The organism is Sphingomonas sp. Leaf339, assembly GCF_001426195.1.
Classification (GTDB): domain Bacteria; phylum Pseudomonadota; class Alphaproteobacteria; order Sphingomonadales; family Sphingomonadaceae; genus Sphingomonas.
The window spans coordinates 64,884-88,575 of the sequence record NZ_LMRS01000045.1 but is presented as its reverse complement, the minus strand read 5'-3'; the positions used below and the strand labels follow the sequence as shown (position 1 = coordinate 88,575).

At 64.9% G+C, this 23,692-nt stretch carries 25 protein-coding genes; 13 read left to right on the top strand and 12 right to left on the bottom strand.

Annotation, left to right across the window (positions count from 1 at the left end; translation table 11 throughout):
* Positions 1-2 precede the first annotated feature (2 nt).
* The 5 genes from hflC to ASG67_RS14550 all read left to right on the top strand — a co-directional run bounded on the left by hflC (position 3) and on the right by ASG67_RS14550 (position 5,944).
* Positions 3-860, top strand: coding sequence for a protease modulator HflC (gene hflC, locus ASG67_RS14570; protein WP_056531631.1), 858 nt, complete (start codon positions 3-5; stop codon positions 858-860).
* A gap of 85 nt (positions 861-945) precedes the next feature.
* Positions 946-2,487 carry a Do family serine endopeptidase gene (locus ASG67_RS14565; protein WP_056531629.1) on the top strand — a complete coding sequence of 514 codons (1,542 nt, stop codon included), beginning with the start codon at positions 946-948 and terminating at the stop codon, positions 2,485-2,487.
* A 91-nt stretch (positions 2,488-2,578) separates the two neighbouring features.
* Positions 2,579-4,246, top strand: coding sequence for a helicase HerA-like domain-containing protein (locus tag ASG67_RS14560; protein WP_056531627.1), 1,668 nt, complete (start codon positions 2,579-2,581; stop codon positions 4,244-4,246).
* Between the two features lie 13 nt (positions 4,247-4,259).
* Entirely contained in the window at positions 4,260-5,489 is a 1,230-nt protein-coding gene (locus tag ASG67_RS14555) for a M20 metallopeptidase family protein (RefSeq protein ID WP_056531625.1), read from the top strand.
* A 2-nt stretch (positions 5,490-5,491) separates the two neighbouring features.
* Positions 5,492-5,944: a hypothetical protein gene (locus tag ASG67_RS14550; protein WP_235535233.1), complete on the top strand. Its 453-nt coding sequence runs from the start codon at positions 5,492-5,494 to the stop codon at positions 5,942-5,944.
* 22 nt (positions 5,945-5,966) lie between these two features.
* On the opposite strand, the gene ASG67_RS14545 is transcribed toward ASG67_RS14550, so the two are convergent.
* Positions 5,967-6,923, bottom strand: coding sequence for an isopenicillin N synthase family dioxygenase (locus tag ASG67_RS14545; protein ID WP_056531623.1), 957 nt, complete (start codon positions 6,921-6,923; stop codon positions 5,967-5,969).
* Positions 6,924-7,016: 93 nt separating this feature from the next.
* Here ASG67_RS14545 and ASG67_RS14540 point away from each other — a divergent pair, with 93 nt between their 5' ends.
* The 5 genes from ASG67_RS14540 to ASG67_RS14520 all read left to right on the top strand — a co-directional run bounded on the left by ASG67_RS14540 (position 7,017) and on the right by ASG67_RS14520 (position 10,310).
* The gene (locus tag ASG67_RS14540) at positions 7,017-8,246 is read left to right on the top strand and encodes a multidrug effflux MFS transporter (RefSeq protein ID WP_056531621.1); all 1,230 of its coding nucleotides are present in this window, start codon (positions 7,017-7,019) and stop codon (positions 8,244-8,246) included.
* A gap of 68 nt (positions 8,247-8,314) precedes the next feature.
* The gene (locus tag ASG67_RS14535) at positions 8,315-8,656 is read left to right on the top strand and encodes a hypothetical protein (RefSeq protein ID WP_056531619.1); all 342 of its coding nucleotides are present in this window, start codon (positions 8,315-8,317) and stop codon (positions 8,654-8,656) included.
* An 11-nt stretch (positions 8,657-8,667) separates the two neighbouring features.
* Positions 8,668-8,892 (top strand): MliC family protein, encoded by a 225-nt coding sequence (locus ASG67_RS14530; RefSeq protein WP_056531617.1) that lies wholly within the window; start codon positions 8,668-8,670, stop codon positions 8,890-8,892.
* Between the two features lie 350 nt (positions 8,893-9,242).
* Positions 9,243-9,872 (top strand): hypothetical protein, encoded by a 630-nt coding sequence (locus ASG67_RS14525; RefSeq protein ID WP_056531615.1) that lies wholly within the window; start codon positions 9,243-9,245, stop codon positions 9,870-9,872.
* A 153-nt stretch (positions 9,873-10,025) separates the two neighbouring features.
* Positions 10,026-10,310, top strand: a complete 285-nt coding sequence (locus ASG67_RS14520) for an HNH endonuclease (RefSeq protein ID WP_056531928.1) — start codon at positions 10,026-10,028, stop codon at positions 10,308-10,310.
* 97 nt (positions 10,311-10,407) lie between these two features.
* On the opposite strand, the gene ASG67_RS14515 is transcribed toward ASG67_RS14520, so the two are convergent.
* The 4 genes from ASG67_RS14515 to ASG67_RS14505 form a co-directional block, all read right to left on the bottom strand.
* Positions 10,408-10,914, bottom strand: coding sequence for a hypothetical protein (locus ASG67_RS14515; protein ID WP_056531613.1), 507 nt, complete (start codon positions 10,912-10,914; stop codon positions 10,408-10,410).
* A gap of 433 nt (positions 10,915-11,347) precedes the next feature.
* Positions 11,348-11,977, bottom strand: a complete 630-nt coding sequence (locus ASG67_RS19005; protein WP_156460845.1) for a hypothetical protein — start codon at positions 11,975-11,977, stop codon at positions 11,348-11,350.
* A gap of 15 nt (positions 11,978-11,992) precedes the next feature.
* On the bottom strand, positions 11,993-13,051 hold the full coding sequence (locus ASG67_RS14510; protein ID WP_056531612.1) for a ribonucleotide-diphosphate reductase subunit beta: 1,059 nt from the start codon (positions 13,049-13,051) through the stop codon (positions 11,993-11,995).
* A 50-nt stretch (positions 13,052-13,101) separates the two neighbouring features.
* Positions 13,102-13,302 (bottom strand): hypothetical protein, encoded by a 201-nt coding sequence (locus ASG67_RS14505; RefSeq protein WP_056531610.1) that lies wholly within the window; start codon positions 13,300-13,302, stop codon positions 13,102-13,104.
* 56 nt (positions 13,303-13,358) lie between these two features.
* Here ASG67_RS14505 and ASG67_RS14500 point away from each other — a divergent pair, with 56 nt between their 5' ends.
* The gene (locus tag ASG67_RS14500) at positions 13,359-13,610 is read left to right on the top strand and encodes a DUF2171 domain-containing protein (RefSeq protein ID WP_056531926.1); all 252 of its coding nucleotides are present in this window, start codon (positions 13,359-13,361) and stop codon (positions 13,608-13,610) included.
* Between the two features lie 77 nt (positions 13,611-13,687).
* Here the strand turns inward: ASG67_RS14500 and ASG67_RS14495 are convergent, their stop codons facing one another.
* The 4 genes from ASG67_RS14495 to ASG67_RS14480 form a co-directional block, all read right to left on the bottom strand.
* Positions 13,688-14,083, bottom strand: a complete 396-nt coding sequence (locus tag ASG67_RS14495) for an endonuclease domain-containing protein (protein WP_056531608.1) — start codon at positions 14,081-14,083, stop codon at positions 13,688-13,690.
* Positions 14,084-14,165: 82 nt separating this feature from the next.
* Positions 14,166-16,049: a ribonucleoside-diphosphate reductase subunit alpha gene (locus tag ASG67_RS14490; RefSeq protein WP_235535232.1), complete on the bottom strand. Its 1,884-nt coding sequence runs from the start codon at positions 16,047-16,049 to the stop codon at positions 14,166-14,168.
* 433 nt (positions 16,050-16,482) lie between these two features.
* A complete protein-coding gene (locus ASG67_RS19600) occupies positions 16,483-17,289 on the bottom strand; it encodes a PEPxxWA-CTERM sorting domain-containing protein (RefSeq protein ID WP_056531605.1) in 807 nt (268 codons plus the stop codon).
* A gap of 144 nt (positions 17,290-17,433) precedes the next feature.
* A complete protein-coding gene (locus tag ASG67_RS14480; protein WP_235535231.1) occupies positions 17,434-20,052 on the bottom strand; it encodes an EAL domain-containing protein in 2,619 nt (872 codons plus the stop codon).
* 115 nt (positions 20,053-20,167) lie between these two features.
* Between ASG67_RS14480 and ASG67_RS14475 the strand changes: the two genes are divergently transcribed.
* Together ASG67_RS14475 and ASG67_RS14470 are read left to right on the top strand one after the other, a co-directional pair.
* On the top strand, positions 20,168-21,688 hold the full coding sequence (locus ASG67_RS14475; RefSeq protein ID WP_056531602.1) for a fumarate hydratase: 1,521 nt from the start codon (positions 20,168-20,170) through the stop codon (positions 21,686-21,688).
* Positions 21,689-21,753: 65 nt separating this feature from the next.
* Positions 21,754-22,134: a DUF2501 domain-containing protein gene (locus tag ASG67_RS14470; protein WP_056531600.1), complete on the top strand. Its 381-nt coding sequence runs from the start codon at positions 21,754-21,756 to the stop codon at positions 22,132-22,134.
* A 76-nt stretch (positions 22,135-22,210) separates the two neighbouring features.
* On the opposite strand, the gene ASG67_RS14465 is transcribed toward ASG67_RS14470, so the two are convergent.
* Genes ASG67_RS14465 through ASG67_RS14455 form a run of 3 tightly spaced genes read right to left on the bottom strand, consistent with a single transcriptional unit; the run spans position 22,211 to position 23,468 of the window.
* Positions 22,211-22,714: a hypothetical protein gene (locus ASG67_RS14465; protein ID WP_056531598.1), complete on the bottom strand. Its 504-nt coding sequence runs from the start codon at positions 22,712-22,714 to the stop codon at positions 22,211-22,213.
* Complete coding sequence (locus ASG67_RS14460; RefSeq protein ID WP_056531595.1) at positions 22,711-23,232, bottom strand: hypothetical protein; 522 nt, start codon at positions 23,230-23,232, stop codon at positions 22,711-22,713. The genes ASG67_RS14465 and ASG67_RS14460 overlap by 4 nt, the downstream gene beginning before the upstream one ends.
* Positions 23,232-23,468: a helix-turn-helix transcriptional regulator gene (locus ASG67_RS14455; protein ID WP_056531593.1), complete on the bottom strand. Its 237-nt coding sequence runs from the start codon at positions 23,466-23,468 to the stop codon at positions 23,232-23,234. The genes ASG67_RS14460 and ASG67_RS14455 overlap by 1 nt, the downstream gene beginning before the upstream one ends.
* Positions 23,469-23,692 lie beyond the last annotated feature (224 nt).

The window sequence follows — 23,692 nt, the reverse complement described above, 5'->3', positions numbered from 1 at the left end:
CCATGACGTGGAAAAATCCGGTCATCCTGGGCATTGCCGCCCTGCTGATCGTCATCCTGGCGGCGGCAACCTTCGCGATCGTCCCGGAAACGCAGCAGGCGGTGGTTTATCGACTGGCGCAGCCGATCCGGGTCATCAATCGATATCAGGCGGGGCAGGCACCGGGTAACAGCGGCGCCGGCCTGATCGCGCGGGTGCCGTTCATCGACCGCGTGACCTATGTCGACAAGCGGACGCTGGACCTCGATCTCGAAAACACGCCGGTGCTGTCGACCGACCAGTTGAGACTGAACGTCGATGCATTCGCGCGGTTTCGCGTGGTCGATCCCCGGTTGATGCTGGCGACGGCGGGCAGCGAAGAGGGTGTCGTCAACCAGTTGCGGCCGCTGTTCGGATCGACGCTTCGCAACGAATTGGGCAAGGTGCGTTTCGCCGTATTGCTGACCGCCGAGCGCAGCGAAGTGATGGATGCGATCCAGACCGGGCTCGACCGGCGCGCGCGCCAGTACGGCGTCGAGATCGTCGACGTGCGGATCAAGCAGGCCGAACTGCCCGAGGGTACGCCGCTGGAAAGCGCGTTGCGCCGGATGCAGACCGCGCGCCAGCAGGAGGCGATCACGATCACCGCCGAGGGTCAGCGGCAGGCGCGTATCGTGCAGGCGGACGCGGACGCCGCGGCATCGCGCGTGTATGCGCAGAGTTTCGGCAAGGATGCCGAGTTCTACGACTTCTATCGCGCGATGCAGTCCTATCGCCGCACGTTCGTGGCGGATGGCAGCACCGATGGGCGTGGGTCGACGCAGATCATTCTGTCGCCGAACAATTCCTATCTTCGTCAGTTCGAAGGTCGGACACGCTGACCAACCGTTCATATTCAACCGTCGTTCAGCCGTTTTCGTCGATAAGCCGACGGGTTCGAACGACGAACGAGAGGAACTAAACACAGTGCGCTACGCCTACGCTATTACCGGTGCGTTGCTGCTTGGCGGTGCGACCGCCACGCTGGCGCTCCAGCCGACCTCCGCCCAGACCGCGCAGAACGAGCCCGGCGCGATCCAGGCTGCCGCGCCCAAGGGTGGCGCGCCGATGAGCTTTGCCGATATGGTTGCCCGGTTGCAGCCGGCGGTCGTGAACATCTCGACCAAACAGTCGATCGCGGCGCCGCAGCAACAGGCGAACCCGTTCGCCGGCACCCCGTTCGAGGGTATGTTCGGGCAGGGTCAGGGCGGCGGGCAGCCGCAGAAGCGCGAGGGCCAGTCGCTGGGTTCGGGCTTCCTGATCTCGGCTGATGGCTATGTCGTCACCAACAATCACGTCGTTGCGCCCGCGCGCGGCGCGACGGTGGAATCGATCACCGTCACGCTGAACGACCGCAAGGAATATACCGCGCGCCTGATCGGTCGCGACGAAGCGTCCGACCTTGCTCTGCTGAAGATCGATGCGACGGCGTTGCCGTTCGTGAAGTTCGGCGATTCGGCCCGCGCACGGGTCGGCGACTGGGTGGTCGCGATCGGCCAGCCGTTCGGCCTCGGCGGTACGGTGACGGCGGGTATCGTATCGGCGGTGCACCGGGTGACCGGTCAGGGTGGCGCGTATGACCGCTTCATCCAGACCGATGCCTCGATCAACCAGGGCAATTCGGGCGGGCCGATGTTCAACCTGAACGGCGACGTGATCGGCATCAACAGCCAGATCTTCTCGTCGTCGGGCGGCAACATCGGCATCGGCTTCGCGATCCCGGCCGAAGAGGCCAAGCCGATCATCGCGACCCTGATGAAGGGCCAGAAGATCCAGCGCGGTTATCTGGGCGTGACGTTGCAGGGCGGGCCGATCGACGACGATACGGCCGCAGCGCTGGGCATCGCCAAGAACCAGGGCGAGTTGCTGGCGGGCGTTGCGCCCGGCGGTCCGGCCGAAAAGGCGGGGCTGCGACCGGGTGATGTCGTGACGAAGGTGAACGGTCAGGCGGTGACGCCGGACACGACGCTGTCGTATCTCGCCTCCAACGTCCCGCCGGGCCAGTCGGCGAAGCTCGACGTGCTGCGCAATGGTCGTCCACAGTCGTTCAACGTCGTGGTGGCCGAGCGGCCGAGCGACAAGCAGTTGGCGGCACTGAGCGGTCAGGGTGATGATTTCACCACCGATGAGGGCGACGACAGCACGCCGGGTATGACCTCACCCGCCGGCAGCAACACGCTGGGCCTGACGGTGCAGACGCTGACCCCGGCAATCGCCCGGCAGGTGAACGTCGATTCGACGGTGCGGGGCGTCGTGATCGCACAGGTCGATCCGGCCAGCGACGCGGCCGGCAAGCTGCAGCGCGGCGACGTGATCTCCGCCGTCAACGGCACGCCGGTTCGCACGCCCGCCGAAATGGCGAGTGCGGTGGCGCAGGCCAAGGCGGCTGGTCGCCCGCAGGTGCTGGTGCTGGCGCAGCGGGGCAAGAGCCCGGCGCGGTTCCTGCCTTTGAAGATCGCCAAGGGCTGAGGGTCCGGCATATCGATAACGGCAAAGGGGTCGTCGCGGGAAACCGCGGCGGCCCTTTCCTTTTGAACGCGACGGGGCGTAGGGTGATGGCATGACCGACGGTATCTTCATCGGGCTTGGGGGCGGCAAGCCACAGGCGATCGACCTCAAACGCGCCAACCGCCACGGCCTGATCGCCGGGGCGACAGGCACCGGCAAGACGGTGACGTTGCAGGGGATCATCGAAGGGTTCTCCGCAGCCGGCGTGCCCAGCTTCGTGTCCGACGTGAAGGGTGACCTGTCGGGGCTAGCAATGGCGGGATCGGCGACGGGCAAGAACCACGCGATGTTCGCCGCGCGGGCCGCCGAGGTGGGCGATACCGGCTGGGGATATCGCGACAATCCCGTGCAGTTCTGGGACCTGTTCGGTGAGCAGGGGCATCCCGTGCGCGCCACGATCAGCGAGATGGGGCCGCTGCTGCTGGCGCGGCTGATGGACCTGAACGAGGTGCAGGAAGGCGTGCTGACCATCGCCTTTCACCTGGCGGACAAGGAGGGGTTGCTGCTCCTCGATCTCGATGATCTGCAGGCGTTGCTGGCGCATTGCGCGGAGCGGGCGGCGGAGTTGACGACGACGTACGGCAACGTGTCGAAACAGTCGGTCGGCACGATCCAGCGCGCGCTGTTGCAGTTGCGTGCCCAAGGCGGCGAGCATTTCTTTGGTGAGCCGGCGCTGGAACTCGCCGACATGATCCGCACCGACGACAGGGGGCGCGGGGTCGTCAACATCCTGGCCGCCGACAAGCTGATGGCCAGCCCCAAGCTGTACGCGACGTTCCTGTTGTGGTTGCTGAGCGAATTGTTCGAGGTGCTGCCCGAGGTGGGCGATCCGGACAAGCCGGTGATGGCGTTCTTCTTCGACGAGGCGCATCTGCTGTTCGACGAGGCGCCCGATGCGCTGCTCGAAAAGATCGAACAGGTCGTCCGGCTGATCCGATCGAAGGGCGTCGGCATTTATTTCATAACGCAGAATCCGCTGGATATCCCCGATAAGGTCGCCGGGCAGCTGGGCAACCGCGTGCAGCATGCCCTGCGTGCCTTTACGCCGCGCGATCAGGCGGCGGTGAGGGCAGCGGCGGAGACGTTCCGCGCCAATCCGGGCGTCGATGTCGCGACCGCGATCACCGAGTTGAAGGTGGGCGAGGCACTGGTATCGCTATTGATGGCCGATGGCGCGCCGTCGCCGGTCGAACGCACGCTCATCAAGCCGCCCGCCAGCCGGGTCGGCCCGGTAACGGCGGACGAACGCAAGGTGCTGATCGAGACCGACATGATCGGCGACAAATATGATCACGTGATCGACCGCGAGTCGGCGGAAGAACTGCTCGCCGCCAAGACGCAGGAAGCCTCCGCTTCCGCCGCCGCCGCGCGGGCGGCGGGCGACGCCGAAAAGGCCGCCGCGCTGAAGGCGAAGGATGACGCCAAGGCCGCCAAGGAAGCAGAGCGGGCGCGGATCGCCGAACAGCGCGAGGCGGATCGGCAGGCGCGCGCCGACGCGCAGGCGCAGCGGGAGGCCGAACGCGAGGCGGCGAACAGCCCGTGGTCGAAAATGGCGACGTCCGCCACGCGCGCGGCCTCGTCGTCGATCGGACGTCAGGTGGCGAACGAGGTCGGCAAACAGATATTCGGTGGCACCACGCGGCGGCGATCCTCGTCCGCCGGTGGCGGCCTGATCGGGCAGATCGCCCGCGGCGTGCTGGGCGGCCTGTTCCGGGGTTAATGGAGAAGATGCGATGAGCCTGGACGATTCCGGCCCCGCCGACTGGCAGGGCGCGAGTGACGCGGTGTTTGACGAGGTCGTGGCGCTGCGCCGCGCGATCCATGCCGAACCGGAGATCGGCCTGCACTGCCCGCGCACGACCGACAAGATCAAGGCGGCGTTGGCCGGCCTGCCATTGGAATATCGTGAGGGGTCATCGACGACCGGTCTGATCGCGATCCTGCGCGGCGGTGGTCGGCGGGGCGGCGACAATGGCCGGACCGTGTTGTTGCGCGGCGACATGGATGCGCTGCCGATGCAGGAAGAAACGGGACTGCCCTTCGCCAGCACCATCGCCGGCGCGATGCACGCGTGCGGGCACGATTCGCATACGGCGATGCTGGTGGGCGCGGCCAAGGCGCTGGCGGCGCGGGTGGACGACCTGCCGGGTACGGTGGTCTTCATGTTCCAGCCGGGCGAGGAGGGGTATCACGGCGCCCGCTTCATGATCGACGACGGTCTGCTCGCCGATCCTGCACCCGACGCCGCGTTTGCGCTGCACATCACGCCCAATGTACCATCGGGCGTGGTGGTGACGCGGGCGGGATCGATCATGGCGTCGGCGGAGACGGTGCATGTCGTCGTCCGGGGGGCGGGTGGCCACGCGGCGATGCCGCACGACTGCATCGATCCGATCCCCGTGGCGTGCGAGATCGTGACCGCGCTCCAGACCTTCATCGCGCGGGGCATCGCCGTCACCGATCCGGCGGTGCTGTCGATCACCAAGATCGAGGCGGGATCGGCGCACAACATCATCCCGGGCGAAGTCACAATGCTGGGGACGTTGCGTACCCTGTCAGAGGCGTCGCGGGTGACGATGCACGCGGCGCTGAAGCGGATCGCGGAAAACATCGCCGCCGCGCACGGCGCCACCGCCGAGGCGTGGATCGACAAGGGCTATCCCGTCACGGTCAACGATCCGCGCGGCGCGGCGATGATCCGCGATGTGGCGACGGGCCTGTTCGGCACCACCGGCTTCGCACCGATGCCGCAGCCGATGATGGGGGCGGAGGATTTCTCTTATGTGCTGGGCGCGATCCCCGGTGCGTTCGCCTTCATCGGCGCGGCGCCCGAGGGCAGCGACCCGGCGACCAACCCGCCGCTGCACAATACGCGGATGACGATCGACGAGGCCGTGATGGCGCGTGGCGTCGCGCTGCATTGTGCCATGGCGCAACGGTTTCTGGAGCGCGGGTTCGACTGACGATGATGCCGGCGGCCTTGCGGACGACGCTGGCGATGGTCGTCGGCGTGATGGCCGGGGCGGCGGACCCGTGGTGGGTGATCGGTAGCGCGGCGGTGGCGCTGCACGGGGCCGATGGCGTCGAGGTAGGCGACGTCGATGTCCTGTTGAGCGAACGGGATGCGCCAGCGGTGTTGGCGCGGCTTGGTGTCGCGGACGTCGCCGGCGCGGGGACGGCGCTGTTCCAGTCAGCGGTGTTCGGGCGTTGGGACGGGCCACCATTGACGGTAGAGTTTATGGTCGGGTTTCGGTTCTGCGGGGCCGATGGCTGGCGGGCGGTTCGGCCGGTGACGCGGGAACTGATGATGGTGGACGGTCGCGCGGTGTTCGTGCCGGCGAAGGCCGAACTGATGGCGATGCTGCTCGGCTTTGGCCGCGAGAAGGATTTGGCGCGAGCCAAAGCCCTCTCCCCCTGAAGGGGGAGAGAGCTTTTTTTGGCTACGCCTTGATCAGGCCGATCTCGACCAGGCGTTCATGCAGGTAATCATGCGCGGTGATCGGTGTCGGATAGCGGTCAGGGTTCTCCGCCGTCACCGTCTGCGGCAGCGTTTCGATCAGGAAATCGGGCGCGGGGTGGAGAAAGAACGGCATCGAATAGCGCGAATGGCCGCGGCGTTCGGGCGGCGGGTTGACGACGCGGTGGGTGGTCGAGGGCAGGACGTGGTTGGTCAGGCGCTGGAGCATGTCGCCGACGTTGACGACCATCGCCCCCTCCGGCGGCTTGATCGCCAACCAGCGGCCGGTGGCGCGGTCGAGCAGTTCCAGGCCGGCTTCCTCGGCACCCAGCAACAGCGTGATGAGGTTGATGTCCTCATGCGCGCCGGCGCGGACGCCTTCGGCATCGAGGGGGATCGGCGGGTAATGCAGCAGGCGCAGCACGCTGTTGCCGTCCTTCACCGCCGGGTCGAACCAGTCGGGGGCAAGGCCGAGATGGCGGGCGATCGCCGACAGCAACTGGTCGCCGGCGCGGTCGAACGCAGCGAACAGCTCGATGAAGGTGTCGCGAAATTCTTCCGGCCGGGTGGGCCAGATGTTCGGCGTCATCTGCCCCTCGAACCGGTGGCCGGCGGGCAGTTCGCGGCCGACGTGCCAGAATTCCTTCAGGTCGACGGCGCTGGCGCCCTTGGCGATCTCCGTCTTGAACGGGGTATAGCCACGGGCGCCGCCGCCGCCGGGGATGTGATAGCCGCGCTTCTCGTCCTCGGGCAGCGCGAACAGCGCCTCGGTTTCGGACCAGGCGCGATCGATCAGGTCGAGCGGGACGCCGTGATCGGCGATGACGGCAAAGCCGTAGCGTTCGAACGAGGCGCCGAACGCGGCGGAGAAACCGTCCGGGTCGGTCGCCTGATCGGCGAGGCTGAGCGTGGGGACGTGCGCGGCGGGGGTATCGAGCATGACATATCCTTCGAGATGACCGTAACATAACCCGTCGCACCGGCGGGCGATAGGGTTCCGCCGCGCGTCGTCAGCGGCTAAGGGCGGCGCATCATGGAAAACCCGGATCATCCCACGCCGGACCTGCCCGGTGCGCCGATCGGCTTTGTCGAGTTCGTTGCGCTCGTCGCCGCGCTGATGGCGCTGGGGGCGCTGGGCACCGATGCGATGCTGCCGGCGCTGCCCGCGATCGGCGAGGCGCTGGGCGTGGCGGATGAGAATCGGCGGCAGTTCGTCGTCTCCGCCTTCCTCGGCGGGTTTGGCGTTGCGCATCTGGTGCATGGGCCGCTGGTCGACCGGTTCGGCCGGCGGCGCGTGCTGTTGTGGGCGATTACGGGCTATGTCGTGGCGAGCAGCGCGGCGGCGGTGGCGGGCAGCTTCACGCTGCTGATCGCGGCGCGCTTGGCGGGCGGTGCCACCGTGGCGGCGACACGGATCGCCACGATCGCGCTGGTGCGCGACTGTTATCATGGCCGGGCGATGGCGCGGGTGATGTCAATCGCGTTCATGGTGTTCATGATCGTCCCCATCCTGGCGCCGAGCGTAGGGCAGCTAGTGCTGTTGTTCGGCAACTGGCGGGCGATATTCTGGGTGATGGCGGGCAGTGCGGCGGCGTTGCTGGTGTGGGTGACGATCCGCCTGCCCGAGACGTTGCGGCCCGAAGCCGCGTTGCCGATCGCAGCGGGGCGGATCATGGCGGGCTGGCGCACGTCGCTGACCGATCGGCAGTCGGTGGGATATACCGCGGCGGCGACGTTGCTGACGGGGGCGCTGTATGGCTACCTCAATTCGATCCAGCAGATCATGTTCGACGTCTATCATCGGCCGGCCCTGCTAGCGGCGGTGTTCGCGGGCACGGCGGCGACGATGGCGGCGGCGAACCTGCTGAATGCGCGGTTCGTGATGCGGCTGGGCACGCGGCGGATCGCACATGGCGCGGTCGTGGTGCTGGCGATCGTGTCGGGGTTCCATCTGTTGCTGGCGGAGACGGGGCAGGATTCGCTGATCGCGTTCGGGGTGTTGCAGGCGTTGACGATGGCGTGCTTCGGTCTGGCCACGTCCAATTTCTCGGCGATGGCGATGGCCAATATGGGCGCGATCGCCGGGACCGCGTCGAGCGTGCAGGGATTCATCAGCATCACCGCCGGTGTGCTGATCGGCGCGGTCATCGGGCAGGCGTTCGACGGGACGACGGTGCCGATGATTGCGGGCTTCATGGTCGTCGGTATCCTGTCGCTGGGAGCGATCGCGTTGACCGAGCGGGGGCGGCTGTTCGACGCATGACCGGCTGAAACCCGGGAACCGCCGGCCCCTCCGCACCGTTCGCGCTCTATCAATCCAAGGAGAGTGATATGGGCGGACATCAGGTGCCCGGCATGGGTTCGGGCGACGACGGATACGACGAGGAAGGCTATGACGAGAGCCAGCGCGCCGAAATCCTGGAAGCCACCCGCTCCGGGCCGACCGACGGGATCGTCCTGACCGATCTGACCCCCGATATGGGCGATGACGACGAGGAGGAGGAGTCGATCGACGATCTCGGCATGGACTCCGAGGAAGTCGGCAAGGCCGATTCTACCGTCACCATGGACGAAGATGACATGGATGAGGACGACGTCCAGGACGATTTCGACAAGGGCGAAGTCGACGAGGACGAACTGGACGATGGCGACGATGTCGCGCTGAAACCCTGATCCACACCCTGATGTGGAAGCCGGCGGCGGTGGCGACAATATCGCTGATCGCCGCCGGATGCTCGACGGACCGGCTGGCGGCCGGCCGGCGGTCGACGGCGACCGCAACATATGATTGCGGGCACGACCATGTCGTGTCGGCGCGGTTCAATAACCGGGCGGACACGCTGACACTGGCGGTGGCCGGACACGTTGTGCGGTTGAGGCAGCAGCGGGCGGCATCCGGAATCTGGTAAATCGGTGATGGTGCGAAACTGCGCGCCAAGGGTCGCGTGGCCACCATCACGCTGCCCGCTACAGCGCCGATGGAATGCGTGGCCCGCTGACTTACCGGGCTGTTTTGGTATTGCCCCATGCCCGGCGGGAACGGGGCGGAAATGGGGCAGCCGACGGTTAAACCACTATATTGCCATGCTTGGTTCATCTGGATGACAGGAACCGTGGCCGATCGGCAACACATACCAATTAGCGATCCGAAAGTGCATTTTGCACTGCAACCAACCGCCGGTTTGTGGCTTTGAGCGGGTCTGGATCGGGCCGAGGCCCTGCGGTCCGGTTTGTTGTAGCAGATCAAGGTTTCATTTTTATGCGTAAGCTGTCCCTCGCCGTCGCACTCGCGGCTGCGGTCGTTGCCGTCCCCGCCGTCGCGCAGGACATGGCACCCACCGACACCACGATGTCCACCACCAGCACCGATGAACCCGCCCGCGCGCCCGATGGCACGCGCGCCTTCGGTATCGAGCCGTACGTCGCCGTCATGGGCGGCTGGGAAGGCTTCGATCGTCGCGTCGGCCACGGCATCCCCAACACGCCGATCGGCGGCAACAAGCTCGATGGTGCGATCGTCACCGGCATCGTCGGTGTGAACGTGCCGCTGGGCCCGTTGTTCGTCGGCGCCGAAGGTGAAGTGACCAAGGGCGTCGATGGCGATATCGATTGGGGCTACGGCGCCGCTGGTCGCTTCGGCTTCCGCGCGGGCGAGAGCGGCCTGTTCTACGGCAAGGTCGGCTATCGCTGGGTGAACTTCGATCGGTTCGGCAAGAACAGCCCCGATTTCGACGCGATCACCTATGGCGTCGGCGCCGAGATCGGCCCGAAGGACATCGGCCTGGGCGGCATCACCGGCAATTCCGGTATCCGTTTCCGCATGGAAGTGTCGACCTTCGGTTCGGCGAACAGCTTCCGTCCGCAGGCCGGTATCGTCGCTCACTTCTAAGTGATGCGCGGGCGGTAAACGCCTGACGATCGATGGGGCGGGGGTGGCCGATGGGCCGCTCCCGCCCTTTTCGTTGCGCGTCGTCGATCCAATATCCAAGCGATGGGCGGCAGAGTGAAGCGCAGGGCCGGGCTGGCAGCGGCCGAGGTTCTGATGGAGCGGGCGACGCCGCCAGTGTCCTGCGCGCTGTGCGGGCGGCCGCTGGGCGCGCGGGTGGAATGGCATCACTTGGTCCCCAAGAGCGAAGGCGGCCGCACGACCGCCCCCGTCCACCCGATCTGCCATCGCACGATCCATGCGACGCTGACCAATGCCGAACTGGCGCGCGACCATGCCGATCCGGCCGTGCTGCGCACGCACCCAGAGATTGCGCGCTTCCTGCGCTGGATCGCGACCAAGCCCGCCGATTTCCACGCGCCGGTGCGGCGAGGGCGATAGGCCGCCTGCCGACCAGTCGTTGGCCGGACCAGAAGCTGGAAAGTCCCGAAAGTCACACCCTCCACGCGCGCGTGATCGCGCGGGCGCGCACGGGAAATCACGCATCCCCGCCGGTCGGCGCATCGTTGTCGCCCCATTCGTCGATCGGATCGGCGGTGACGGGGCTGTCGGTGAGCGCCGCCATCGTCGCCATCAGCGCGGCCGGATCGGGCGCGACGTGGAGCGCGGGCGCGGTGCCGGCCTCCCGACCGAAGCGGGCGGGGGCGAGGTGGCGCAGCAGGAACATCAGCATCCGGTCGGACGGCTCGCGGATATGGCCGACCAGGACACCGTCGCGCCAGATTTCCTTGGCGACCCCGCACGTCGCCCGTTCGAACGCGATGGCGGTCAGGCAGCCGACCGCCAGATGCAACGCCGCGTCCCACCCCGCCGCGAACGCCGCACCACGCGGATCGGCGCGCAGGCGATAGGCGGAGCGGGGCGTGATGCCGGCCTCCTCACACGCGGTGGACACGGTGCCGGTCTCGGCGAGCGCGGTGAGGAAGAGACGCTGGCGCTCGGCGGTCCAGCCGTCGTGGCGGGGGCGGAGGGTAAGCTGATCCATGTGATGCTCCTTCGATGCGAGGAGCCGGACCACTTATATGAGGTTTGGCGTGTAGGACATATCACCGGGTAACATGCCTGCTTTTAAGCAAGTTCTTCTAATAATTCACCAATAAAATAAATTTCTAATCAATTAGTAATTCAATCCGCAAATTCATCTATCAATTTATAGGGTGTTGGGTCAGAATAATTTGCGAACTCTATCGAATTCGCGTCCGCTGGATCCATTCTTTGCTGAGGAAGATGTCTTATCGATCTAGCGATTGAATGCTCTCCATACAGAGCTTCATTTGCTGAAATGCCATCGGGGTATCTGCCAAATCTACGCATTTGTATGTGGTGAGGTTTTGGCAATATTATAAGTGGACTGCTAATATAGAATGTTCGATTTGCTAAATTCAGAAATACATTCATCAAGTAGCTTTCAAGGCCTTCTATATTAAAAGTATCGGCGGCGGCGTTTCCACCAATTTTAGCCAAGAATCACCATCTTTAACGGGTGAGGTATAATTAAAAATTTCTAATGTAGATTTTCCACTTTTAATATCTGCAAAAGTAGTAACTACATTAAGGTTGAACTTAGAAAATCGTTTAATAGTAACTGATAATCCATGTGATTCGGGGATTGCATAGGAAGAATGAGTTACAAAAACGCCTACCAATAGACAGTCTATACTACTATCGTATGCTCCGATGCGTCGTATTTCATCTGCTTTTCGACGATGGATAAATTTTGGTTCATGAGTTCCAAATGATTGACACAATATAGGCCAAATGAACGGCTGATTTTTCAGCCGCCGTACTACCGCGTATCCCTTATGCGAAGCTCGAAGGCCAAATCCTATCTCATGCGTTATAGTGTGAACTGGTGGGTCGCTCATCAGACTTAAATGAACGGAAACTTTGCGGGACCTTGGCCTTTCGGTAATGCGTCCCGCAATTTTTATAGCTTTGGGTGGGGTGAAGCCAATTAGAAGATCACCAGAGCGTCGTTCTTCTACAGAAAATATTTGTTTTTCTGTTTGCTTTTGCGAGATCAAAAATCTCGTTTTAGGCGTCGTCATTTTGGCCTCACATGATTATTCCGCCGCCACACCAGCCCGCGCGAACATGTCACCCATGCCGCTCAGTTCCTCATTCGCCGCCGGCATGATGATCTTCGCCTTCTGGCGCTTGTCGAAGCTGTCCCAGACGTCGTTCCACTGGCCCTTGGTCGCGGCCTTCGAATATTCGGTGGCGCGCTGCTCGAAGAAATTGGCGTGCTCGACGCCGTTCAGCATCGGGGCGAGCCAGGGCAGGGGGTGTTCGTCGATCATGTAGATCGGCTTCAGGCCCAACTGGCCCATGCGCCAGTCGGCGATGAAACGGATGTACTTCTTGATCTCCTTGGGCGTCATGCCGTTCACCGGGCCCATCTCGAACGCGAGGTCGATGAAGTTGTCCTCCAGCCGGATCGTCGTCTGGCACACGTCGGCGATGTCGTCCTTCACCGCCTTGGTCAGGCACTGGCGCTCCTGACAGAAGGTGTGGAACATCTTGATGATGCCCTCGCAATGCAGGCTCTCGTCGCGGATCGACCAGGTGACGATCTGGCCCATGCCCTTCATCTTGTTGAAGCGCGGGAAGTTCATCAGCATGGCGAAGCTGGCAAAGAGCTGCACGCCCTCGGTAAAGCCGCCGAACATCGCCAGCGTGCGGGCGATATCCTGATCGTTGTCGACGCCGAAGTTTTGCATGTAATCATGCTTTTCCTTCATCTCGGCATATTCGAGGAAGGCGCCATATTCGCTCTCGGGCATGCCGATGGTGTCGAGCAGGTGGCTGTAGGCGGCGATGTGGACCGTCTCCATGTTGCTGAACGACGTCAGCATCATCTTGATCTCGGTCGGCTTGAACACGCGGCCGTATTTCTCGTGATAGCAATCCTGCACTTCGACGTCCGCCTGGGTGAAGAAGCGGAAGATCTGGGTCAGCAGGTTGCGCTCGTGATCGGACAGCTTCTGCGCCCAGTCGCGGCAATCCTCGCCCAGCGGCACCTCTTCGGGCAGCCAGTGGAGCTGTTGCTGGCGCTTCCAGAATTCGAACGCCCAGGGGTATTCGAAGGGCTTGTACTGCTTGGAGGCGTGAAGGAGGGACATGCGGGGTTACTCCGGTACGAATAGGGGAAGGGGTACGAAAAGGGGGCGGGTCATGCCATGCTCCATCGCCACATCGCGGTGGCGGACATGGCGAGCACGATGCCGGCGGACGTCAGCATGATGCCGATCATCCGATACGCATAGACCTGTCGTTCCGAGATGGTGGCCGAGCGCAGTCGTGCAAGGAGCACGACGCCGACCAGCCCCAGCACCGCGGCGACCAGATACATGATGATGACGCCATACGTCATGCGACCAACGCCGGATTCGCGCGTTGAGCGGCCGGACCCCGAAAAGGAGAATGACCATGGTCGATGTTACGCAGATCAAGGAACATGCCGCAGTGATCGGTGCGGACGGCGTGCACGTCGGCACCGTCGATCACGTCGACGGCGACCGCATCAAGCTGACCAAGAACGACTCGCCCTCGACCCAGGACGGGCAGGGGCAGAAGCATCATTACCTGCCGATCGGTCTGGTTGCGGAAATCGAAGGCGACACGGTGCGCCTGTCCGCGACCGGCCAGAACGCGGTGGATATGTTCGAAGAAGCCGAGTGAGCTGACAGTCCCTCTCCCCTTGTGGGAGAGGGAGGGGCCCGCTGCCATCGGCAGTGGGAGGATGAGGGGGCCGTCCATCAGGGGCGGCCCTTTTGCGTGAACGCGTCGAGACAGCGGGTGATCGTCGCGATCACGCCATCCGGATTTGCCATGATATCGGCATTGGCGAAGCGCACGACCCGGTATCCCTCATGTTCGATGGTCACTGATCTGGCCGCATCATAGTCCGCGTTATGCGCGTGACCGTCGCCGTCGATCTCGATCACCAGCTTCGCCCGATGCGAACAGAAGTCCGCGAAGTAGCGAGCGATCGGCACCTGACGCCGCCATTTGCTATCCGGAAATGCAGTTCGGAGGGCATTCCACATTCGCTTTTCCGGCTCGGTCGATGCGCGGCGCAGGCTTCTGGCGTGAGCGATGGTGTCGGCGGGCAGCAACTGGCGTTTGGTCAGGCCGTCCGCATTCCCCCTCACCCTCCCACGCCGCTGCGCGACGCGGGCCCCTCCCTCTCCCACAAGGGGAGAGGGGATTAGTGAGGCGTCGGCACCGTCCATCTCACTGGCAGGCCAAGCACTCGTCGTAATCCGTGCTTTCCAGCTCGTATTTCGGCTTGGCGATGGTGTTGTCCGTCTCCACCCCGCCCGCGAAGCCCGCGCGCTGCACCGACTTCGAACGCAAGTAATAGAGCGACTTGATGCCCAGTTCCCATGCACGGAAGTGGAGCATCAGGAGGTCCCATTTCTCGACGTCCGCCGGGATGAACAGGTTCAGCGACTGCGCCTGATCGATGTACGGCGTGCGGTCGCCGGCGAGTTCGAGCAGCCAGCGCTGGTCGATCTCGAAGCTGGTCTTGTAGCAGTCCTTTTCCTCGACTGAGAGGAAGTCGAGATGCTGGACCGAGCCGCCATTTTCCAGGATCGAGTTCCACACCGCGTCGCTGTTCTTCGACTTTTCGTTGAGCAGCTTTTCGAGATACGGGTTCTTGACCGAGAAGCTGCCCGACAGCGTCTTGTGCGTATAAATATTGGCCGGGATAGGTTCGATGCAGGCGCTGGTGCCGCCGCAGATGATGCTGATCGACGCGGTCGGCGCGATCGCCATCTTGCAGCTGAACCGCTCCATCACGCCCATGTCGGCGGCGTCGGGGCAGGGGCCACGCTCGACGGCGAGCTGCATCGACGCCTCGTTCACCTGCGCGTTGATCTGCTTGAACATGCGCAGGTTCCACGACTTCGCCATCGCGCCCTCGAACGCGATACCGCGTGCCTGCAGGAACGAGTGGAAGCCCATGACGCCCAAGCCAACCGAGCGTTCGCGACCGGCGCTGTACGCGGCGCGCTCCATGCCGGGTTCGTGGCGGTCGATATAATCCTGCAACACGTTGTCGAGGAACCGCATCACGTCCTCGACGAAGCCCTTCTCGTCCTTCCACTGGTCCCACGTCTCCAGGTTGAGCGAGGACAGGCAGCAGACGGCGGTGCGGTCGTTGCCAAGATGGTCGCGGCCGGTGGGCAGCGTGATCTCGGAACACAGGTTCGAGGTGGATACCTTCAGGCCCAGATCGCGGTGATGCTTGGGCATGGTCGAGTTCACGTGATCGGCGAAGACGATGTACGGCTCACCGGTGGCGAGGCGGGTTTCCACGAGCTTCTGGAACAGCGCGCGGGCATCGACGCGGCCACGCTCGGTCTGGTCCTTCGGGCTGCGCAGAATCCACTCGCTGCCGTCACGCACCGCTTCCATGAAGGCGTCGGGGATCAGGACGCCGTGATGGAGGTTCAGCGCCTTGCGGTTGAAATCGCCCGAGGGCTTGCGGATTTCGAGGAACTCCTCGATCTCCGGGTGCGACACGTCGAGATAGACAGCGGCCGAACCACGGCGCAGCGACCCCTGCGAAATCGCCAGCGTCAGCGAATCCATGACGCGGACGAACGGGATGATGCCGCTGGTCTTGCCGTTCAAGCCGACCGGCTCACCGATGCCGCGCACGTTGCCCCAATAGGTGCCGATGCCGCCGCCGCGGCTAGCGAGCCAGACATTCTCGTTCCAGGTGTCGACGATGCCGTTCAGGCTGTCCGGCACCGAATTGAGGTAGCAGCTGATCGGCAGGCCGCGACCGGTGCCGCCGTTCGACAGCACGGGCGTGGCGGGCATGAACCACAGCTTCGAGATATAGTCATAGATGCGCTGGGCATGGGCGGCATCGTCGGCATAGGCGGAGGCGACGCGGACGAAGAGGTCCTGGAAGGATTCGCCCGGCAGCAGGTAACGATCCTTCAACGTCTCCTTGCCGAAATCGGTCAGAAGCGCGTCACGGCTGTGATCGACGTCCAGCGCATAGGGCTGCGGCGCGACGGCGCGACTGTCGAGCGCCACCGGGCCGGTGGCCGGCGCGGCGGCGGCGGACTTTTCGCTTACAATGTCGATCGTGTCGGTCATATCGCTATCCCGGCCGTTGCTGAAATCCATCACCGCGCCACTCCTTGTTCTATCCAGACCGAATCGCGGCGCGCCATATCGTTACCACCAAACCGCAGTGTGGAGGAGAACAAAAAGGGTCCATCGATCCGCATGTCACCTGCGCGAGCGTCGCAGCCAAGATGACGAGGTTTCAACGAACACACCATCACTTGGGTCCGCCCCCGGTTCACACCGCTACTGATTGTGGCAGATCGCGGTCGGGAGCAAGTGGCTTTCGGGCCGGGCGCGACGAACCGTTGGCCGTTGGCGGGCGGCCATGCGCCGCGACGCGTGGATCTCTGCGGGGTTGGCGAAGTGCAAGCGGAATGTGCCGCCCATAAAATAAAAAGGAGCCCCGATCGCCGATCGAGGCTCCTATCACGACTGCCCGGCCGAAGATGCCGGGATCGGTTCAGGCAAAGACGCGGCGAAGGCTGCGGCGACGATGGCGGGTGGTGGCGCCGACCAGACCAAAGCCCAGGACGAGCATCGCCCAGGTCGCTGGCTCCGGCACCGCGGCGATCGTCGACGCGGCGACGCGGAGGTCGTCGACAGCGAGGCCGTCGTCGCTGCCGCTGTTGTCCATATCCGTCCAGCGGATCGCGAAGGTCGATCCGTTCAGGATCGTCAGGCCGGACAGCGTGCCGGTCAGTGCGGTACGATTTGCGACCGCGTTGCCATTGAGCGCGCCGGCGGTGCTGGCGTTGGGCGAGGTGAAGGCGAGCGAGGCGACATTGATCCACGTCGCGGCGACGCTGTCGATGCTGGTGGCGTTCAGCGAATATTGGAACACCAGCTGGTCGGTCGCCGTGCCGCCGCGCCATTGCTCACCGGTGTAATCGATCGACAGGCTGTTGATCGTGGCGCCCAGCGCGTTCTGGAAGAAGGCACCGTAATAGAGCGGTGCGTTCGACCCGCTGCCGAGGCTGCCGAGCGCGCGATCGGTGGAGCCGTCGGTGCCATAGCTGTAGACGTTGCCGGTGTTGCTGCCGCCATCATCGATGCCGTAGTTCGTGTTGGCGTTGCTGCCGTTCTCGGACACCTGCCACCCGGTCGGCAGGGCAGTGCCGGTGGCGCCGGTCGCGGCGAGCGTGTTGAAATTCTGCGTATAGGCAGCCGACGTCAGCGAGACGGGCGCGGGTGTGGTCGGATAGACGGTGGCGCCGGCGGCGGTCGAAACGAACGCGATCAGCGGCAGGCTGTACTTGAACAGAATCATCGGATGCTCCCCCGGATTGATACCCGCGCGGCGGCATTGCCGGTAAGCGGGCGGTTAACCATCAATCCTATGCATCGGTCATGTTGCGGTGCGGTGGCAGAACCGCGTCAGTTTTACTGCCGTGCCGATTATCCCCCGCGCGGCTTATCCGGCCCGGCGCGTCTGGCGGGAGACGGCGAGGATCGACAGATCGATCGGTTCGTCGAATTGCAGGCCGGCACGGCCGCCTTCTGCCCAGCGGACGCGGGCGGCCATCATCTGGTTTTCGACCAGCTCGATCAGCACGTCCAGGCCGACCGGCTGTTCGCCCAGCGTCAGGCCATCGACCATCACGCCGGTGGTCGAGATGTCGCGGATGCGGACGTCGCCCGGCCGGCCCTGCACCATGATCCGGGCGGAGCGGAGCAGGCGGGTGCGCGGCGCGCGGCTGACCTTGAAACCGATCGGGCTGGCATGGGGATCGATGCCGAGCGCCGTCGCCACCTCGACCGCGGGGGCGGGCCGGCCATAGACATAGCCCTGGATATGGCTGCACCCCAGATCGCGGACGAGGTCGATCTCGTCCTGGATCTCGACACCCTCGGCGGTGGTCTCCATACCCAGCGTGTCGGCCAGCGTCACGATCGCGCGGATGATCGCGGCGTTGCGGTTGTCGGGCTGAGCCGCGCCACGCACGAACGACTGGTCGATCTTGATCTTGTCGAACGGCGCGGTACGCAGATAGCCGAGGCTGGAATAGCCGGTGCCGAAATCGTCGAGCGCCAGCCGCACGCCGATGTTCTTCAGCGCCCGGAACATCCGGTCTGAATCGTCCGAATTGTTCAGGAAGACCCCCTCGGTGATCTCCAGTTCCAGCCGGTCGGGCAACAGGCCGGATTGCGCCAGCGCGCTGGTGACGATGGCGGGCAGGGTCGGATTGGCGAACTGGATCGGCGAGACGTTGACCGCGATACGCACGTCGCGCGGCCAGCGCGCAGCCTCCGCACAGGCGGTGCGCAGGACCCATTCGCCCAGCCCCTCGATCAGGCCGCATTCCTCGGCGACGGGGATGAAGTCGGCCGGGGAGACCAGCCCGCGCATCGGATGCTGCCATCGCACCAGTGCCTCGTACCCGACGATGCGGGCGTCGGCGGTGCTGACGACGGGCTGGTAGCAAAGATGGAAATCGCCACAGGCGAGCGCGGCGCGCAGATCGGTTTCCAGCTGCTGGCGGTTGCGGGCGCCGAGCAGCATGTCGCCGTGATAGAAACGATGGACGCCGCGGCCATCGGCCTTGGCGGCATAGAGCGCCAGATCGGCATTGCGGACCAGCGTCTCGGCATCCTCGCCGTCGTGCGGGGCGATGGCGATGCCGATCGAACAGCCGATCGTGACCGACGTGCCGGCGATGAAATAGGGCTGTGACAGTGCGGTGATGAGGTCGATCGCCAGCGTCGCCAGCGGCTCGCGCGTGTCCATGCCGGGCAGCAGCACCTGAAATTCGTCGCCGCCCAGCCGGCCGACCAGCCCCGATTCGCCGACGCCGCGTTGCAGGCGCTGAGCGACCTGTTTCAGCAGGGCGTCGCCGGCCTGATGACCCAGTGTGTCGTTCACCGCCTTGAACCGGTCGAGGTCCATCAGGAACAGGGCAGACGGGCGATGCTGACCCGTGACCTGGGCCAGTGTCTTGTCGAGCGACAGGCGCATCCGCTGGCGGTTGGCGAGGCCGGTCAGGCCGTCGAACAGCGCCAGGCGGGTGATTTCGGCTTCCGACCGGCGCTTTTCGGTCAGGTCGCTGCCCGATCCGATGAAACCCTGGAAGCGGCCGAGATCGTCGACCATCGGCCGGCCTGAGATCGACCACCAGCGGCTGCCGTCGCGATCGCCCATCGCGCAGACCGAATAGTCGGAGAACGACGTGCGCGACGACAGGTGAAAGGCGAGCGTGCGTTCGGTGCCGGGCACCGCGCCGTCCATGCGGAAGATGTCGGTCAGCAGGCGGCCGATCGGCGCGGGATCATGCTCCGCGATCTCGGCGGCCACCTTGGCCGACAGATAGGTGACGCGACCATGGCGGTCGGCCTCCCAGAACCAGCCGGTGCCGTGGACCTCGAATTCGGCGATCATCTTGGATGCCTGCTGGCCCTCGTCGACCTGCCCCGCCTGCGCCAGCGTGGCGGCGTGATCGTGGCGGGCGAGGCGCCAGGTCGCGATGGCGAGCGCGATCAGCAGCGCGAGCGCCTCGACCAGCACCAGCGACGGGCCGACCATCAGCGCCATCGTCGCGACCAGCCCGACACCGAAGCCCAGAATGGCGGCGCGGACCGGATGCACCGCCAGCCCGGCCATGCCGATCGCGCCGGCCAGCGTGACGGTGGCGGCGGCCTGAATCGATCCCGCGGGCGCGTGGGCGGCGGTCCAGAGCAATCCCAGCAGGGCCGCGGCGAGGAGGGCCGCAGACGCGGTCATGCCCTGCACCCGGTGATGCGGTCGCCAGTCGCGCGGCGCGGTGGCCGCGACCAGCATGATTGCGGCGGCGGCGGCGGCGATCAGCGCGGCGAGCGAGAGTGCCAGCGCCGAACGACCGTTGGCGACGCAGCCGGTGGCGACGGCCAGCCCCTGCACCAGGGCGGCCAGCGGCCACGATGCCGCGACCTGCGCCAGCCGCGGCAGCATCCGCGCCTCGTCGCCCTCGCCGGCGGCGATGCCCAGCAGCACCGCCGGCGAGGCGGGGGGCGGGGCCGGGGGAAGGGAGGCGCGGATCTGCATGGTGTGGTGATGCACCCATTCCTGTTACGATTCCCGCCTGCGAAACTGGTCAACGAGCTATTAGGAACGAACCGGCGATCGAACGGCCGCGGATTGCGTTGGGCGCGCCGGTGTCGCAAAAGCCCCGGCCATGACCACGATCATCCGCGATACCGACCTGATCGAGAGCGTCGCCGACGCGCTCCAGTTCATCAGCTATTACCACCCGATGGATTATATCCGTGCGCTGGGCGAGGCGTATGAGGCCGAACAGAGCCCCGCCGCCAAGGACGCGATCGCGCAGATCCTGACCAACAGCCGGATGTGCGCCGAGGGGCATCGCCCGATCTGTCAGGATACCGGCATCGTCACGGTCTTCGTCAAATGGGGGCAGGATTGCCGCCTGTCGGGCGACCGATCCCTGCAAGAGGTGATCGATCAGGGGGTGCGGCAGGCGTATCTGCATCCGGATAACAAGCTGCGCGCGTCGATCCTGGCCGACCCCGCCTTCACCCGGCGCAATACCAAGGACAACACGCCGAGCGTGCTGCATGTCGAAATGGTGCCGGGCGCGACCGTGTCGGTGGACGTGGCGGCCAAGGGTGGTGGCTCGGAGAACAAGTCGAAGTTCAAGATGATGAACCCCAGCGATTCGATCGTCGACTGGGTGCTGGAAATGCTGCCGCAGATGGGCGCCGGCTGGTGCCCGCCGGGGATGCTGGGCATCGGTATCGGCGGCACCGCGGAAAAGGCGATGCTGCTCGCCAAGCAGTCGCTGATGGGCGCGATCGACATGGGCCAGCTGAAGGCGCGCGGGCCGAAGAACGATATCGAGGCGCTGCGCATCGAGCTGATGGACAAGGTCAACGCGCTGGGCATCGGCGCGCAGGGGCTGGGTGGCCTGTCGACGGTGCTGGACGTGAAGATCCTCGACTGGCCGACGCACGCCGCGTCGAAGCCCGTTGCAATGATCCCCAACTGTGCGGCCACGCGCCACGCGCACTTTACGCTGACCGGGGAGGGGCCGGTCTATCTGGAGGCGCCCAAGCTGGACGAGTGGCCGAAGGTGGACTGGACGCCGGACAAGGCCGCGATCCGCGTCGATCTCGACACGCTGACGCCAGAAGTCGTGCAGACGTGGAAGCATGGCGATCGCCTGCTGCTCAACGGCAAGATGCTGACCGGGCGCGATGCCGCGCACAAGCGGATCGCGGACATGCTGGCCAAGGGCGAGCCGCTGCCGGTCGATTTCGCGGGTCGCGTCATTTATTATGTCGGACCGGTCGATCCGGTGGGCGAGGAGGTGGTCGGTCCCGCCGGCCCCACCACGGCGACGCGGATGGACAAGTTCACGCGCATGATGCTGGATCAGGGCCTGCTGGCGATGGTCGGCAAGGCGGAACGCGGCCCGGATGCGACGAAGGCGATCGCCGAGGGCAAGTCCGCGTATCTGATGGCGGTCGGCGGTGCGGCCTATCTGGTGGCGCGCGCGATCAAGGGATCGAAGGTCGTCGGATTCGAGGATCTGGGCATGGAGGCGATCTATGAATTCGAGGTCGCCGATTTCCCGGTGACGGTGGCGGTGGATGCGGAGGGGCAGAACGTCCACCAGCTGGCTCCGCTGGTCTGGCGCGACAAGATCGCACGCGAGGGGCTGCTGACGCCCGCCTGAGGGAACGGGCGGCCGGGGGAGCGGTTGAGGGTATACGAGGTTTCCCCCGAACAAGGAACGATCCCATGAAGAACGTCCTCATCGCCCTTCTCTGCGGCACCCTGATGACCGGCACAGCGACTGCGCAGACAGGGGCGGGTGGCCTTGGCGGTCTGGGCGGTCTGCTCGGTGGGGCATTGCCCAATGTCGCGTCGGCGAGCGCGGGCAACGCCGCCGGGCTGCTCGGTTATTGCATCAAGAACAACGTGCTGGGCGGCAATGGCGCCGCGTCGGTACTGGGCAAGCTGACCGGCAAGCAGGGCGTCGCCGCCTCACCGGGCTTCGAGGCGGGCAGGCAGGGCGAGTTGCAGACGGGCGATACCGCGCTGTCGCTCGATTCGCTGAAGGGCCGGGTGAAGACGCAGGTGTGCAGCATGGTGCTGAAGCGGGCGCAGTCCTTCCTGTAAGCCGGACGTCTCGAAAGGTATCGACCGCGTCGCCATGATCCCACTCGCTTGAATAGTGGGGCGATCAGGCGTTCGCTCAGCCTTCGCTGGGCAAGGGCCGATATCGCCAGCTTGCATAAAAGGTCGGCAGGATCGCACTCATGGTCATCAGGTAGAAGGTCAGCGTGATCAGTTCATTGCGCAGCCGCAGGACATCCCATGATGCCATCATGCTCACTACGACGATGATCGAGAGGCTGGCGATGGCCAGCGCCATCGTCGTCCAGTGACCGAGCATATGTGCGTGCTCCCGCTCGGCCCGCTCGCGTTCGTCGACCTGTTCGGCGGTGCCGAACGATTTGACCGGACCCAGCAGGCGGACGAACCCGGCAACGCCGAAGCAGAGCATCGTCAAGGTCTGCCCCGGCCAATAGAGCGATGCGCCGTGTAGCGTGGCGCCGATGCCGCCGGTGGCGAGCAGCAGGATGACGAGCGAGGTCCAGCGCAGGGGCCGTCGATGCTGCGTGCCGGCCGCCAAGGCGGGAATACCCGTCCAGCGGACGCTGTCGTCCAGGCGTTCGACAAACGTCTTGTGGGTCACGGCGTATCCTCCTCGGCATCGGCTGGCATCGGGATGGCGAATTCGGCGATGCAGGCGGGCAGGTTCGTTGCGATGACCAGCAGGCCCATGCCCAGCGCCGCCCAATCCGCCGGTTGGGTCGGCAATGGCCATCCGCGATAGGTCGCCATCCAGCCATAGCCGCAGCCGGCGACGATCAGGGCCATGATCGTGCGATAAGAGAGGAGGGTCGCCCATTCGACCGTCGACCGCTCGAATTCATCCAGACCGCCCTTATCGGGGGTGGAAAAGCTCGATCGTGCGAACGGCGAGAAGCCCTGGCCGCCAAACAACAGGAGCGTGAACAACCAAAAGCTGTCGGGCAGGAGCGCACCGGTCGGACTGAAGGCAATATCGGCGACGGTCATCCCCGCTGCCGCGATGATGCAGCCGATCAAGACCCAGCGAACCCAGCGGCGTCGCGCTATGACCGGCTTGCCGCGGGCGAGCAGACCCTCGGACGCATGGCGGCCGGTCCAGCCGCTGCTGTCATGGCGCATCATGCGTCTCCTGCCAGACGCAGCGCGTCGGGGAGCGAGGGAAAGGGTGTCAGGGAAAAGACCAGATCGACCGGCACGCCGAAATAGGCGGCGATCTTCATGCCCAGTTCCAGGCTGGGCTTGTAATCGCCGCGTTCCAGATAGCCGATGGTCTGGGGATTGACGCCTACTGCATCGGCCAGCTGACGCCGCGACACGGCGCGGTCGTTCCTAAACAGGGCTATGCGATTAAACACACCAGATTTATGATCGGATTGTTGTGTTTACACAACGATTCATTTCGTCTGCGACATCGCCAGATATGAAAAGAGGTTGCCGAGCATCCCTCAGGATGCCCGACAACCCCCAGACATGGTCAGCGGCCGGAGAGCTCCAGCCCGGAGGACCATGCGTGCCTCTTTATCCTGTGAGCCTGTCGTTGATTGGAGGAGGATACCTCCCGACCGGCCCGGCGGACTTA